This is a genomic window from Flavobacterium fructosi (assembly GCF_042787335.1).
Lineage (GTDB): Bacteria > Bacteroidota > Bacteroidia > Flavobacteriales > Flavobacteriaceae > Flavobacterium > Flavobacterium fructosi.
In genome coordinates this window covers 1-15,088 of the sequence record NZ_JBHZQA010000014.1, presented here as the reverse complement: position 1 = coordinate 15,088, position 15,088 = coordinate 1, and the positions used below count along the sequence as shown (strand labels likewise).

The 15,088-nt window shown below is 34.4% G+C and carries 15 protein-coding genes and 1 pseudogene; 4 read left to right on the top strand and 12 right to left on the bottom strand.

The features are described 5' to 3' along the window. Position 1: 1 nt before the first annotated feature. The 4 genes from ACFX5D_RS15235 to ACFX5D_RS15220 form a co-directional block, all read right to left on the bottom strand. Positions 2 to 1,954 carry a DsbA family protein gene (locus ACFX5D_RS15235; RefSeq protein WP_379859065.1) on the bottom strand — a complete coding sequence of 651 codons (1,953 nt, stop codon included), beginning with the start codon at positions 1,952 to 1,954 and terminating at the stop codon, positions 2 to 4. Beyond that, positions 1,951 to 3,120: a pyridoxal phosphate-dependent aminotransferase gene (locus tag ACFX5D_RS15230; RefSeq protein WP_379859064.1), complete on the bottom strand. Its 1,170-nt coding sequence runs from the start codon at positions 3,118 to 3,120 to the stop codon at positions 1,951 to 1,953. The genes ACFX5D_RS15235 and ACFX5D_RS15230 overlap by 4 nt, the downstream gene beginning before the upstream one ends. A 909-nt stretch (positions 3,121 to 4,029) precedes the next feature. Continuing rightward, positions 4,030 to 5,574: a hypothetical protein gene (locus tag ACFX5D_RS15225; protein WP_379859063.1), complete on the bottom strand. Its 1,545-nt coding sequence runs from the start codon at positions 5,572 to 5,574 to the stop codon at positions 4,030 to 4,032. Positions 5,575 to 6,070: 496 nt separating this feature from the next. Continuing rightward, entirely contained in the window at positions 6,071 to 6,808 is a 738-nt protein-coding gene (locus tag ACFX5D_RS15220) for a hypothetical protein (protein ID WP_379859062.1), read from the bottom strand. A 431-nt stretch (positions 6,809 to 7,239) separates the two neighbouring features. Between ACFX5D_RS15220 and ACFX5D_RS15215 the strand changes: the two genes are divergently transcribed. The 4 genes from ACFX5D_RS15215 to ACFX5D_RS15200 all read left to right on the top strand — a co-directional run bounded on the left by ACFX5D_RS15215 (position 7,240) and on the right by ACFX5D_RS15200 (position 10,443). After that, complete coding sequence (locus ACFX5D_RS15215) at positions 7,240 to 7,707, top strand: hypothetical protein (RefSeq protein ID WP_379859061.1); 468 nt, start codon at positions 7,240 to 7,242, stop codon at positions 7,705 to 7,707. Between the two features lie 436 nt (positions 7,708 to 8,143). Then, positions 8,144 to 8,725 (top strand): Crp/Fnr family transcriptional regulator, encoded by a 582-nt coding sequence (locus ACFX5D_RS15210; protein WP_379859060.1) that lies wholly within the window; start codon positions 8,144 to 8,146, stop codon positions 8,723 to 8,725. Positions 8,726 to 8,817: 92 nt separating this feature from the next. After that, positions 8,818 to 9,321, top strand: coding sequence for a hypothetical protein (locus ACFX5D_RS15205; RefSeq protein ID WP_379859059.1), 504 nt, complete (start codon positions 8,818 to 8,820; stop codon positions 9,319 to 9,321). A 27-nt stretch (positions 9,322 to 9,348) separates the two neighbouring features. Then, complete coding sequence (locus ACFX5D_RS15200; protein WP_379859058.1) at positions 9,349 to 10,443, top strand: alkene reductase; 1,095 nt, start codon at positions 9,349 to 9,351, stop codon at positions 10,441 to 10,443. A gap of 260 nt (positions 10,444 to 10,703) precedes the next feature. Here the strand turns inward: ACFX5D_RS15200 and ACFX5D_RS15195 are convergent, their stop codons facing one another. The 8 genes and pseudogenes from ACFX5D_RS15195 to ACFX5D_RS15160 all read right to left on the bottom strand — a co-directional run. Further along, entirely contained in the window at positions 10,704 to 11,060 is a 357-nt protein-coding gene (locus ACFX5D_RS15195) for a DUF892 family protein (protein ID WP_379859057.1), read from the bottom strand. A 193-nt stretch (positions 11,061 to 11,253) separates the two neighbouring features. After that, a complete protein-coding gene (locus ACFX5D_RS15190; RefSeq protein WP_379859056.1) occupies positions 11,254 to 11,547 on the bottom strand; it encodes a type II toxin-antitoxin system RelE/ParE family toxin in 294 nt (97 codons plus the stop codon). Next, a complete protein-coding gene (locus ACFX5D_RS15185; RefSeq protein ID WP_379859055.1) occupies positions 11,540 to 11,791 on the bottom strand; it encodes a type II toxin-antitoxin system ParD family antitoxin in 252 nt (83 codons plus the stop codon). Before ACFX5D_RS15185 ends, ACFX5D_RS15190 begins: the two co-directional genes overlap by 8 nt. Positions 11,792 to 11,945: 154 nt before the next feature. Beyond that, the gene (locus ACFX5D_RS15180) at positions 11,946 to 12,176 is read right to left on the bottom strand and encodes a hypothetical protein (RefSeq protein ID WP_379859054.1); all 231 of its coding nucleotides are present in this window, start codon (positions 12,174 to 12,176) and stop codon (positions 11,946 to 11,948) included. A gap of 294 nt (positions 12,177 to 12,470) precedes the next feature. Continuing rightward, positions 12,471 to 13,331 carry an NAD(P)-dependent oxidoreductase gene (locus ACFX5D_RS15175; protein ID WP_379859053.1) on the bottom strand — a complete coding sequence of 287 codons (861 nt, stop codon included), beginning with the start codon at positions 13,329 to 13,331 and terminating at the stop codon, positions 12,471 to 12,473. 266 nt (positions 13,332 to 13,597) lie between these two features. After that, positions 13,598 to 14,152, bottom strand: coding sequence for an REP-associated tyrosine transposase (locus tag ACFX5D_RS15170; RefSeq protein ID WP_379859052.1), 555 nt, complete (start codon positions 14,150 to 14,152; stop codon positions 13,598 to 13,600). 279 nt (positions 14,153 to 14,431) lie between these two features. Continuing rightward, positions 14,432 to 14,764, bottom strand: a pseudogene (locus ACFX5D_RS15165) (transposase); the annotation flags it as partial. Positions 14,765 to 14,894: 130 nt separating this feature from the next. After that, positions 14,895 to 15,088, bottom strand: a 194-nt coding sequence (locus tag ACFX5D_RS15160) for a hypothetical protein (protein ID WP_379859050.1), incomplete at its 5' end; no start/stop codon positions are given.

The following is a 15,088-nucleotide window of genomic DNA, read 5'->3' as shown; positions in this document are numbered from 1 at the left end:
TTCAATATTCTTGCTTTTCCTTACTGATCCATATATTTCCATTTTTATTTTGATACCTGTCAATTTCTCCTTTTTGATATAACACATCAAGGATCATTTCGGCTTTTTCCATCGTTATATTATAAATTATAGAAACCTCTTTCGTAGTCATCGTTGAAAATCGTGAAAACAAATGCAATGGGTTTGTTTCAACTATATTTTTTTGAATATCGGGAACTAATTGTTTAATAATTTCTTCAAATGCGTCGTAAGATTGATATCCTTTAATTATGTGCTGATTATCAAAATCAGCGGTGTGAAAAATTAGTGTTGGGAACCCTGTAATCTCTAAAAGTTGCGCTAATTTTAAATCCTCTTCAAAGAGCGCAGGAGCTTTCCCTTCAAAATCTTTTAATAATCTAGCCGAGTCCAGTCCAGTGTCAAAAGCCGCATTTTCCAGGTGTTTCCATTTTATAATATTCTTTTTTTCAAGAAAGACTTTCTCTTTGATGCTTCTCAAAAATAGAATAGCCTTATCTGCATTTTGCATTTGAGCCGCTTTAAATGCTATTGATGGAGGGTAGGAAGAAGTCATTGGGTCTTCATTCCAAATAGAACCATCACCTGGAATTTCATAAAAGGCACATACTTCATCCCAGTGTTTGGCTGCTTCAGACACCGTAGAAATCAATTTTTTCTTTTTGGGCTTATTGTATTCCTGCCATGAAGGGAGCAGTCCACCCATGCAGTATTTTAGATTTATTTGATCTCCATATTCTAGTTCCAATTTTCTAAGGACGGGTTGTATCACCCAGCAAGTGGAACAAATGGGGTCTGTAAAGTACAAGACTTGAATGGGTTTTGATTTTCCCGGTATGCTTCCAACTTCTCTTTTCTTGATTAGAGGAACGGTAATATCATCATCACTTTTATTGCTTGGATTAATAAATTCATTTTTCAAATCGCGCCCTAACAGGATGTGTTGCAATACGTCTACTTTCCTGGTTTCATAAAAGGAAGTAAACGCTTTTTCAATATTTAAATTTTCAGAAAGAGTAGCAGCAAGTACTTTGGCATCGAGGATCGCATTTGTTGTTCCGGCGCTGGTAAATGGTAAAGATTGATGTGCAGCGTCACCTATTAAGACAACATTTTTTTTGTGAAACGAAGGTAATAAATCAAAGTCGCGTGTTTTCCAGATGTAACTTGTTTCAAAAGTATTAGAATCTAAAATAGCTTTTGCTTCCAGCGAAAAATCGGCGAGTAAATCTTTAGAAAATCGTTTTAATTCCTCAGCAGTATTTCCGTTATAGTCAGCAATAGCAGTGTCATACTGTATAAACCATACGTATTCATTTTCCTCACAAGTAGGTATAAATCCAAAAGCCAATCCTTTAGTCTTATGCTGGAATTTATTGAAATTGCTTAAATAATTAGTTTCAATAGTGGTGCATTTGCAAACGCCTACAATTTCTTTTACTTCAACTGGAGTCGTTTCGATAATGCCAAAAATAGCTTCCCGCACCATTGAATTTCCTCCATCGGCACCCACAAATACATCACCATATTCAACGTCACCATTTTTGAAAACAGCAGCGGTAACTTTCTCGTTTTCATAAATAAAATGCGAAAAATCTCTTCCGAGTTTAATGCGGTTTTTTGGAAATAAATCGTACAGATACTTTATAAGGTCAACTCTCTTGATGCAATTCCAATTGCTAAGTTTTAAATGTTTTATTTCTGTCCCTTTAGGTCTTTTTAAACTGTAGGAATTAATAAATTTATGCTTTACTTCTGGCTCGGCGGCTACTTTCAGTTCATTTAGGATAACGATTGCATCACTATGCATTAAAAAAGCGTGCCCATTTGAGGGTATCCATGTTCTTTCACAGATTACGACTTCACTATTGTTTTTATTTAAAAAAATACCGAGTGTTAACCCCGCAATTCCACCTCCTATAATAACTACTTTCATAAACCGTCTATTGTATTTTTAATTCTAAAAAAAGCCTCCTTTAGTATCTCTTCTGAAGTGGCAAAACTCATTCGGATATGACCATCTGCACCTTCACCAAACCATTCTTTCAGCCCAGGAACTATTGCAACCTTAGCATTTTTCAACAATAAATCGTGAATTTCTTGGCTTGATTTTCCGGTATCTGTAATGTTGGCAAAAGCAACATAACAACCGTCCGGACTATTGCTTTTAAATCCAGGAGTTGTATTTATTTCGGTTATAACCAGATCTCGCATACGGTGTAAATGGGAAAGAAAATTTTTAAGCCAGTAATCGCAATCATTCAAGGCAGTGGTTACTGCAACCTGCGAAATTATATTTGCGCCGTGAATCGTTGCATTGTGGAGTGAAGCATCCATTAATTTTTTGAAATGAATCGCATTAGAGGCCATAACAGTACCAATTCGCAAGCCTGCTAAACCATACGATTTGCTATATCCAGTTACGGTAATGGTCCGGTCTCTGATTTCCTCATTGATAGCGGCCATACTTATAAATGCATTTGGTGCATAAACAATGTCGCTCCAGATTTCATCAGATAATATGATGAGGTTGTATTTGCAGGCTAATTGTCCAATAAGATATAATTCTTCTTTTGTAAAAATTTTTCCGGTAGGATTTAATGGATTGCATAAACAAATCATTCGGGTTTTTGGAGTGATTAATTTTTCGAATAATTCAAAATCCATCTGGGTTATATTTGTTCCAATGGGAAATGGAACTGCAATACCACCAACGGCTTCAATAGAATAGCGAAAAAGGAAATCTACCGGATCAAAAATAATGGCTTCATCATCTTTTTTTAGGAAGGTTTTACTGACAATATAGATTCCATAAGCAGCGCTATCGACTGGAATTATAAAAGCCGGATTTGCTGGAATATCTCTTTTTTTTTGGAAAAAAGTAGCCACACTCTCTTTGAATTCGGGCATGCCTTCAGGATGTCCGTAACTAAAGTACCGCTCCTTGGCAAAACGAGCAATGGATTCGGCAATCTCTGGGGCACAAGGAAAATCGGGGTCGGCAGCTGTCAGTGGAATTACTCCTTCAGGGACTGATGCCCAACGCAGATTATGCGCTCTTTTTTTTAAAATTTCAGAATTTATAGAACTATGATTGAACATAGGTAGTTTTTTAGGTTAATAAAGTTGCTTATAAACGGGCGTTATAAGATTAAATGGGGACTTTTATTTAAAATTTTAGTCACTTAGTTTTTACTGTAGACTAACTCAATTTCGTAGTGTAGTAGACTATTCAAATTAAAGAGCTTCCTACAAACAATAGAGAAAAGTAAATATAAGATTTATTGTATAGGTATATTTAATCATTGAAAATAAAATGGATTGATTTTAAGATTTTTTTTGAAAAATGGAGAGCACGCCGCTTTTTTTTAAGTATCGCTTGGTCAGTAGCTGATGATATAACTAGTGTTTTAAATTATGTTTCTTTAAGGGATAGCTTGATCTGAAAAATATCGAAAAGCACAATTGTCTATAGATAAAGGATGCTTATCTAAAAAGTGATTTGCTCATGCCACATTTGATTTAGATTTGTGTCTTCATAATTGATTTTTTATTTTAATTAGGATTAGTGTAAGTCAGATAATGTTATACGAGATGAGGTTGATCATTTAACAATATTCCAATTAAATTGTAGGGCTGACTTATTTTTAGATTAAATTGTTACTGGGTTAGTTCATACTTTGACCCAGAATAAAGCAGTCTTAACTTCTAAAGTCAAGGCTGTTTTTATTTAAATTTAATTCCTTTCAGCTGGTTTTCTACTAAACAGAACGAGAATTTATAATTACTCCAGTACAGACCTATTAACAGAAAAGCTTGCGCACTTGAAAAGTTTCGTACAAATAACTATCAGACTTTAAATTAAAAATAGAGGTATAAAAAAACCACGAAAATAAAGAGTATCATCGTGGTTGTTGGTTGTGTATTTGTATTGTTTACATGACATTTTGTTAAAAAAGTTTGGAAATTTTGTAATTCTTTGCCGATTTTACTAATTTCTATACAACTGATTTAATTTTTAAAGAAAGAACCTATTTGCTCCATATGTTGTTCAGTTTGGTATTTATTAAAGTTGTCCCATTTAGGCGGAAAACTTGTTTTTTGTCCGTACATCGAATCTATACATACATTATTGTCTTTGTACTTTTCATGTAAAACTTCTAAAATTTTAAAGAAAAATTCGTCCAGCAATACTAGCGCTTCAAATTCGGCTTTAAGCGTTTTATAGTTAGTGTCAACAGGATTAAGTAACTGTAATAAAACTAAAACTTCATTCTTTTCTTCTTCATTTATTTCAGTTAAATAACCGTATTTTAAGGTTTTAAAAACTAAATTATTCCAAGCTTCGCTGTCATGTCCCCATTGCACATCTGGTAAGTTTAATGCATGCTCGCAGATTAAAATAATGGAAAAAAGAACATCATTTAAATACTTTTCCGGAAATTCATCAAAGCTTCTGAATTCGAAACCACTTTGGTACATTTTTTCCTGATTAAAATCAAGACCCACTTCCGAAAGCAATTCATATTCCATCTCTGCTTGAATCTGATCACGCCACCAGATATTTTCTTCTTTTTCAAACTTTAGTAGTTTTCTAAAATCGTCTACATTATACGTTAGGATTTTTCCTTTCGGCATCGATTTATTATAAGTGCCTACTCCAATATAACGTGACATGGCGTTACGCATAGAGCCCAAAGTAAATTTTTTCTCTAAATCATACTTAGTGCTTATTACTCCCATAATATCTGGACTTCCTAAGGTTGCGATGAAAAATGGTTCGAACCATTGCAGCAAATAAATAGCATTAGAATGTGTTTTATCAAAATCTTTGTAATCTACAATTCTGCTGTTTTCTGTTAATGTGGGTAAAGTGATGTGAAAATGGTACGTCCCATTGTTAAACAAAACAAGGTTTTCCTGATTGGTCATAAACATATTAAGACCGTTGTTATAATCTGGAAAATTTAATTTTTCTTTTATAACGTTTGATTCGTTTATAGTATCGAGGAATAACTTTTTGGTCGCTTTTAACTCTTTACAAGAATCGACAATGGTTCGGTTTTCAAAGTATTTTGTAACAAATTCGATAGAATCACCGTCAAAATGTACAGATCCCATTGTTTTATTTCGTTGGGTAATCATACTTTGAATATTATAAGGTTGGTCCTCAAGGAAAAGTTCCATGATAGATTTCCCTAGGTAGTCAGGGTTGTCCAGTGGTGGTAAGATCACGGCAGTAGTATCATTATTCTCAATTAGCGGCTTTGCAGCCGATAAAGTTTTGTGTTGATAGTTTACATCCAGTTTTTCTAAGGAATGACTATTCATCATTCGGCTCACTTTGTAATTTTCATTCAAAGAAAATGCCTTTTTTAATACAGGAGTTAAGCTTTCCGGTTTGTAGCATTTTCTATAATCAATACTATATTTCTCAAAACCAATTTTTTCTTGTATAAATTCACCAGATACTATTAAGGATTCTTCAAATTGCATGTAGGTTTCGTTTTCTAATCCAATTCCCCAATAATATTTTTTTGTCTGATTTTCTTTCATTTATACGAGTTCTTTTTTTTTATGGTTGATGGACTTAATAGTTATTGTCTTTTTTATTTGAAAATAGGATTTAATTCGTTTTAAATTACTTATTAACAGTGTTTTATCGGGTTGAGTATGGTTGTTTTTCAACTTTTAAAAATGTTTTTTACCTTTTAAACGACAGGAATTAAATTCTAGTCTCAGAAATCGTGCGGTTGTATCTACTGAACGATTGATAAAAAGTAAAATTTTATAATGTAGTTATAAAATCAGTTTTGTTTTCAATTACTTTTATATCAATAAATTAAGTAGATGAATAGCCTGATTACAGCTTTAGCTATTCTTGCATTTTTCAAGTGGCAAAAGTACTTAATTATTATGTGATTTCCAAGTGGCCACTCGGAGGATAATTTAAGAAAAAGTGTGAAGGCTAATTTAGGATTATTTTAAAAAGAGTTAAAATAATTTTACGATGGATTCCGGGATTCTATCCAAGGAATTAACTGTACATTATTTAGTCATGGTAATAAAACACATGGGAGGAATAGAGTTCGTCATTCCACCAATCTTTCTTAACTTCCGCGAAATAATTGTAATTCAATTTTCCTGCTTGTGATTGTAGTGGATAGAGCACAACATCATTTTCTCTGTAGGCTTTATTTAAAGCTGTTTCGGGTACTACAGGAACGATATGTCCGGATAGTCCTTTTTCTTTTCTTTTGGCACAAATTATTCCAATTCCTCCCTCGGCATTAACCTTATTTTGAATATCATGAACGTTATACATCCTTTTCCAACCAAAACTGGCTCCCCATTTCAAAAACCAATCGTGTATGGCGCTGGAGTAAATATGGTCTACGGTTTCCCCAAAGATAACTTCGACTTCTTGGCCATCTAAGACTTTTTGCAGGACTTCATCGGTCCACCAAACAGTGGGAACATAAACTTTAGAGAAATAACAATAATCGAAAGTATAAACATTACAGTACGTGTCCTCTGTAGTTCTTTGGTATCGAATACTCGCGGTAACATCTAATTTGTCGATGAGTCGGGCAATACTTTCCCGTTTAGTGCAGGAATTAGTTAAATCTCTATATGGAATACTAGAATCACTAATGGGTTTGCACTTCATTAGCATAGAATCCAACTGCGATGATGGATCAGGTAAAAAATTTGCAATCTTTATTCTGGAATCCGGTATTGAATCATCAATTATTGACTCAATGGGAGCCGACACGGTATCTTTCTTCATCTTGAATGATTTGATTTATCAGTTTAACGTTGTCGAAACTCGAATATTTTTATCGAGAAGTGTTAAACTAATTATTTTAAAAAAAGAATTGTTGCGAAGAGAAAAACCCAAAAGGATTATTTTTTCAGCAACTCTTTTTCAAAAAAAATAAATGTAATAAAAAAAAAGTAAAAGAGGAAATAGAATTTGGTTTTAAATTTAAAATATCGGTTGGATTCGAGTGTTGCTTTGCTGTGGTTATGAAGTAAAAAGAATTTTTATATATGTTTTTGCAATTCGGTTATTTGCCGAATGTCTTTGTTTTTACGGGGATTTTATTTTTAGAATAATTAAATTATTTAAAATTACGGTAGGGTAAAATATTATATAGTTGTCTTATTAACAGAGTTACTAATAAAATCGATATTGAACAATTACTTAAATTTATAATTATGAAAAAATTAAAAACGGTATTCGCAATAGTATTTTTTGGAATAATCGCTAATGTAGGCGCTCAAGAAGCCCGAGTAAGAAATGAGGCACGAATAAACAGTGATCAAGACTACACAACGTATTACCAACAACGAGGGGCGGAGGACGCTAGATACGAGCTAGAATTTAAAGCGAAAAGTAAAAACGATGAACGAGCATTTTGGCAGGAGCAAAAACAGTATGAAAAAGAGTTAAAGAAAGAAAATAAACACGCATATAGCGTTTATATACAAAGCAAAGAAGAAGCTTATGCGAACCACTATCATCATTGTAATAACCAATGTTACCATAGTGATGCATTCTACCAGCATGCGGAATTTTATTATAGTGAATACGATCGTCGTGATTATGAAAGAAATCCCAGTACTATCTCAGTAAATACGCAAGTAGGCGTGCGCACCCCAAGCGTACGATTAGGAATTTTTTAAATATAGAGAATGGTAAATAAGCCGATCTTTCTTCAATAGAAAAGAGCGGTTTTTTTGTGGAAGTAGCTACATAACCCAGCGGTTATAGTGATATAAGAAGCAGATTCGAACAGATGCGCAGCTTTTATAACCAAGAGCTCTTTTTTTTAATAGAAAAGTTATAAATTACTCATAGCTTTTTGTGCTGTTTTTATTATTTGCTCATTCTTGAGGACACAGGTTGCAAACCTGCACTAACGATTGTGGCATATTGGCGCAGCCTGGTTAAGGGAACTGGTGTTCAAAAGTGAAGGCAACACCTCTGCTGCGCAAAGTCGGAGACATTTGCGCAGCATTGACGAGAAATATATTTAGTAGAAGAATACTTTGCGGAGCGTTTTTTTTTTTAGCGCTATAATATATTTATTGATTCTCGAGTATTTAGTATCTTGCAACCATGTTTCAACAATTATTTAAAAGCATTCAGGAAAAAGTACTACTGACTCAGGAAGAAATGGAGCTGTGTAAAACGTTTTTTATTCCTAAAAAGTTACGTAAAAAACAAACACTTTTGCAAGAAGGAGACATTTGTATCTACAATGCATTTATTGAAAAAGGAATTCTACGATCTTTTACAATGGATGAAAAAGGAAATGAACACATTGTGCAATTTGCAATTGAAGGCTGGTGGATTACGGATTTGTCCAGTTTCCTAACTAACAGCGCTTCAATTTACACGATTGAAGCGCTGGATGATTCTGAATTACTTTTGTTGACAACATCGGCTAGAGAAGCGTTGATGGATAAAATCCCAATGTTTGAAAGGTACCAACGCTTGTTGTTGCAAAATGCCTATATAGCCAATCAAGCCAGAATAAATTCAGCTTTAACAGAAACTGCTGAAGAAAAATACATCAATTTAGCAAACGCCTATCCCGGAATTGTGAAACGTGTTCCCCAACACATGATTGCTTCTTATCTTGGACTTACACCAGAAACATTGAGTCGTGTCCGAAAGCAAATTAACAATCGTAAATAATTTTAATTGATTTAGATCAATAGAATTTCTTGTTTTGCATCAACAGAAACTTTTGGTTTATAGCCTTAAATTTGCCAAGTAAATAAAAGTCAATGTCAAATAAAAAAACATTTGCGGTCATTAATGTTTCAGAACTCAAGAGCTTATTTTTAGCCAAGCAAATCGCCAAAGCGAATCCCGTTTTGCTATTTGATCATAATCCGTCTACACTTTTGGAGGTTTATACCCAAGTACTTTTAGAGAATCCAGAGGCAAAAGTGGAAATGATGATTTGTCCCACCAATGCAAGTTGGGAAGCAGATATCATTATACTTTCAAATTATGCTGCGACAGATATTACTCTCGCTGAAAAAATCAAAAAAGTGGCAACAGGTAAAATTATACTTGTTTTGGGAAACGAAAAGAATAACATGCGCTCCGAAAATACTGATAATAAGCTTGAACAGTTGTTTCCTTTTTCAAAAGTCATTCACAGTATTGAAGTACCGGAGGATTTTACGAGCTCTTTTTTTTTAAAAGGAAAGGATGCAGATGCCTTGAAAACTATCTTGACCCTTTACACAAATATTGGTTTTAAAACCAATATTTTAATTTAAAACACAATTAATTTAAAACTAGTACAAATGAGTGAATCAATTTTATTACAATCGTACCAACTTGGAGATAATACCTTAAGAAACAGAATGGTTATGGCACCCATGACACGAAGTCGTTCTAATAATAAAGGAAATGTTGCCACAAGACTTACAGCACAATATTATGCACAAAGAGCCACAGCTGGTTTGATAATAACGGAAGGTACTTTTGTGAGTACAAAAGCTGTTGGTTTTATAAATGTACCCGGAATTTATAGCGAAGCACAAGCGGAAGGCTGGAAACTCGTTACACAAGCAGTACACGAAAAAGGAGGAACCATATTTACACAATTGTGGCATACTGGACGATTGTCACATCCTGATTTGCATAATGGCGATTTACCACATGCACCATCAGCACTGAATCCTCTTGCTAAAGCCTACACAAACGACGGTTTTGTGGATACGGTGACGCCAAAAGAAATGACAATTGAAGATATCAAACAAACAATTTTGGATTTTAAAAACGGAGCTAAAAATGCTGTTATAGCCGGTTTTGATGGAATCGAATTGCATGCTGCCAATGGCTATTTATTGCAACAGTTTTTTAATGGCTGTTCCAATCATCGTAACGATGAATATGGTGGTACAATAGAAAATAAAGCCCGAATTTTATTTGATATTTTGGATGCTTTAGAAGGTGTTATTGATTATGCTAAAGTGGGTGTTCGGTTGAACCCAACCATGCACAATTCACAAGGAATGATCATCGATGAAGATACAATTCCTACCTATGAATATATTGTAAACCGTTTGAATGATTATGGTTTAGCGTATGTGCATTTGACGGAGCCTTTTACGCCAGTTGATGATGTGCCATTTGCTGTTACTGAAGTGGCCAAACATTTCAGACCATTGTACAAAGGAACAATAATCATTAATAAAAGTTTTACTAAAGAATCAGGTGAAAAAATTATTGAAAATGGGTATGCAGATCTTGTTGCTTATGGAGTTCCATTTATTGCTAATCCGGATTTAGTAGCTCGTTTTGAAGCAGATGCGCCCTTAAACACACCAGATCAAAGCACGTTTTATACTGATACCGAAAAGGGTTATATTGATTACCCGGAAATGGTTGGGTAAGTTGAAACCCATCAATACTATAAAGTATCTAAAAATTATATGTTGTGGTTATATTTTATAATTCACCAAAAAGCCCGCATTTTGCGGGCTTTTTAAGTATCAGAAAACAGCTTACAACGTTGTTTAAATGGGGATTAAGCTTTGATATTTGTGATTGTATTTGCTTTGCAAGCTTGTTTGTGGTTAGTTGACATTGCAATTCCAGTTAATATTACATCCTTTTTTTCCTTTTCATCGAGGGTCATTGCCAACCGATTGACTTATTTATTTTCTCCCAATGTTTTGGTAAAAGCATGCAAAGTACCATCGGTTGCAATTTCATAATGTCTAACTTTTTGTTCGGCAGCAATAATTCCGGCATCTCGCACCACATCGATATCTGTTTCCTTAATTAAACCATGCGCTTCTTTTAATATACCCTGCAGTTGCGCAACCGACTGCGCTATTGCATTTGGACGGACTGGAAAAGCCCGAAGGCAATAGGAAAAACTTGATGCGACTAAAGATTGACAAATACCATGCTTACGCTTGGAGCAGAACCAAAAATGCTCCGCATTTACAAATACCAAAAATACAGTAACAAAACTTGAGTAAAAGGAGGCTGGTGAATCGCTCAAAGTCCGATTTTAACCACTACAATTACCCTACTGCGTCTTATGAGGAAAGACTATCAATCAGTGTAGGAGATTTACATGGAACTCAACCCATCATTTTGCGAATCGCCGTATACGAGACCCTTACGTACGGTGGTGTGAGAGGCGCACTCCGTCAGTTTCTGGCGGAGCCGTCTACTCGATTATGTGAGGTTCCTTATAGTCTGCTTTTTAAATCCATCATTCCATGAAGAATTCTTGCGATTTCTATTTCGTTCTTCGATATAATTGTGCAGAAGATAATATGTTTACCTGATTTAAAACCTAATATTCCTTTCGTTACTATATCATAGTTTCTACCAAGTTCTGGATTATTTGCTAAATTATCACATGATGCCAAAAGTAAATCATAATACTTTTCAGCTTGCATTTCAGACCACGTTTCGATTGGATAATCCCAAATTTTAGATAAGTCATCAACAGCTTTGTTTGTAAAATAATATTTAGCCATTTGATTTTTTTCTTGCTTTTAAAAAGTCAAGATATTTTTTTGCATCAAAATCTACTGCACGTCCACTTTCAATTCCATCATTGATTGCTTTTCTTAACGCCACAATTTTATTTTCTTCATCTTCTAAAAGACGAAGCCCAGCTCTTACAACTTCACTTGCGTTATTGAATCTTCCATCATTAACACTGTGTTCGATAAAGCTTTCGAAATGATTACCAAGCGATATAGAAGTATTTCGTCCCATAATTTTTTTTAGCTAAGTTACCAAAAAGTGGTAACTTTTTAAATTATTACGGATTTTTTTGGGAATCTCACATAACGTCAGTTCTCCCGAAGGATCGGGATAAAAACCTTAAAATGAACTCATTTTAGTTAATCAGTAAGTAAATATATCTGATTTAAACTACAATAGAAATTCTTTCTGAGAAAAGTCGGTTGATGAATATTAAAATAAAACAATCCGTAAAAGCGTTAAAAACGGGTGTTAGAACCGCAAAATACAACGCCAATACTTTTAAATATTGTTTTAGTAGGTTTTGGTCAATCAGGTTAAATACTCGGTGCAGGTTGTAGGCTATAAAAATCAATCCGACATCAGCTGAGGCGTGTTTGATCGTTTTTTTGGTCATGATATAATAAAAATCCCATTGCCGCTTTATTACTCCGTAGGGAGATCCGCGTTGCAAACGCTATAATTTGTCTCTTAATTTAAATAAGTACTCGTCGAAGACGAGCACCAGAGAACTTGGACAAACGAGCACCAGTGGGAGAAATCTAAGTTTTTACAATTTTAGACACCTTGCATTAAGCTGAGCGCTAATTAACCGTAATCAAATATAGCATAAAAAAACAACTACAAAACATAGCTTTTTGTAGTTGTTTTTAATTGTAGTTTACAGCAGGCTGAAGAAAAATTTCGGATATTATTTATTTTTTAAACTGCTGATTATTGCCATAACATCTTGATCGCCCAGTCCTTCTTTTTCTGCGGCGACATAACTGTCATACAACGGATGAATCAACGGGGAATCGAGTCCGGCTTCTTTGGCCAGTCTTAAATCTTTGACCAGATGTTTCAACGCAAATGCCGCAGGATACGAGTCGTTCAGAATCGAAGGTGTTTTGATATTCGTAATTCCGTTACCGCAGGCACCTTGATTGATAATGTTGAGCATGTCTTCTTTGCTCACACCATTTTTCTCGGCAAATAAAACGGTTTCGGCTAATCCTTGAAGATTTAATCCCAATAAGTAATTGATGGCTAATTTAGCTGAACTTGCTACTCCCGGTTCTCCTACGTAAATGGCAATTTTACCCAAAACCTCAAATATTGGTTTGGCCAGTTCATAGTCATCATTTGAAGCTCCTACAAGAATGACCAGCGTTCCGTCTTGTGCCGGTTTTACACTTCCAGAAACGGGAGCATCTATGAAATGCACGTTATGTTGGTTGCAAATAGTGTTTAAATAACGGGACGTTTCCGGGGAAACCGTGCTCATATTGATGATGGTTTTACCCGCAGACGCTGCAGACAATAAACCTGTAGGTCCCTCAAAAACTTCTTTTACCACTGCATCATTGGACAGCATGGTTAAAACTACTTCGCAAGTTTCCATTAGTTCTTGTAAACTGTTTGCTGCTTTTGCTCCTGCAGCCAATAATGGAGCCTCTTTATCTTTGGTACGATTAAAAACCGAAACTTCAAAACCTGCTTTGAGTAGGTTCATAACCATTGGATTTCCCATGTTGCCAAGACCAATCCATCCTAATTTTAATTTACTCATAATTTTTGTGTTATTTATTTTGTTTGCTCATTGTGGGCATAGTTTGAAAGATAGCGCTAACGATTGTGGCATATGAGCGCGGTTGGGGCAGTTTATTTTTCGCATTTACGGACAGCAAAAAAAACGCTAGAAGTAACATGGCAAAAATGGTGATTAAAGTAATTGAATTTAAAATACTGGGTTTATCCATTTCGTTTTTTTTTAATGCTCGATTTATAGACAATCGTTAGCGCAGTTTTTCAAACTGTGCCCATTCCAATTGGGAGCTAATATAATTCTAATAAAATTACCTCTAATTCATTTTCTAATGCAGCATAATTTCTTGCAGAACTGAAATAATAATCTTCTGGCAGCGTTACAATCTTATCTTTTACAGGATTGTTGTGAATGTAATCCATTTTTTGTTTTATAAATTTATTACTGAAGATATGTTCTGCATGATAGCCGTTTTGCCAAACTTTATAGTGTTGTTCTTGTTTTAAATGGGCACAAGCTTTTTTAAAATAATCCAACATCCATTCTCTTCTGCTTTCTGGTTGTTCAATAATTGTCTGAATAATTTTTTTCGAGGTAAATTTTTTAAAATCACGCATCACATCTGATAAAACAAAACCATTTGTTGCTTTGCAAAGCAAATGAATATGGCTGTGCATAATACAATATCCGTAGATTTGTAATCCTTTTTGATTTTGACAATAGTGTAACGCTTGAATAATAATTTGTTTTTGATTTAATCGTGTAAAAACATCTATCCAGCCCACTGTAGTAATCGTTATAAAATAAGCGTCTTCTGTTGTTGTGGCTTTATACTTTGTAGACATTTTTTGTGTTATTTGCTCATTGTTGTTTATTGGCATTCGTTAGCGCAGTTTTACAAACTGTGCCCATTCCAATTGGGAACTAATATAAACTTAATAAAATAACCTTTAATTCATTTTCTATTCCAGCATAATTTCTTGCAGAACTGAAAATCTTCTGGCAGAATAACAAAAAGCAAGGAATCAGTCACAGCTTTTTGTCTTATCTATATTTATTTGCTCGTTGTGGGCACAGTTTGCAAAACTGCGCTAACAATTGTGGCATATCAGTGCGGTCGGGGCACAAGCTTTTTTAAAATAATCCAGCATCCATTCTCTTCTGCTTTCCGGCTGTTCAATAATTGTCTGAATAATTTTTTTGGAGGTAAATTTTTTAAAATCACGCATCACATCTGATAAAACAAAACCATTTGTTGCTTTGCAAAGCAAATGAATATGGCTGTGCATAATACAATATCCGTAGATTTCTAATCCTTTTTGATTTTGACAATAGTGTAACGCTTGAATAATAATTTGTTTTTGATTTAATCGTGTAAAAACATCTATCCAACCCACTGTAGTAATCGTTATAAAATAAGCGTCTTCTGGTGTTGTGGCTTTATATTTTGTAGACATTTTTTGTTTTAAAAATAACAAAAAGCCATGAATTACTCACAGCTTTTTGTTTTATTTATATCATTTGGTCATTGTGGGCACAGTTTGCAAAACTGCGCTAACGATTGTGGTATATCAGCGCGGTCGGGGGTTAAATCAGCGTTATATTTCGGATTTGCCAAATCTTCCAAATACAAACCGATTTTTCCATTAAGCCAAATGCCCAGCTTGCTTGTAGCGTGTGTTGAACTAAACCTTCGGTAGCACTTACCGAGATTTTGTACCTTACGAAGATAATTAAAATTCGTAAATTATGACTACAAAAAAAAGCATCCCGATGCGTTA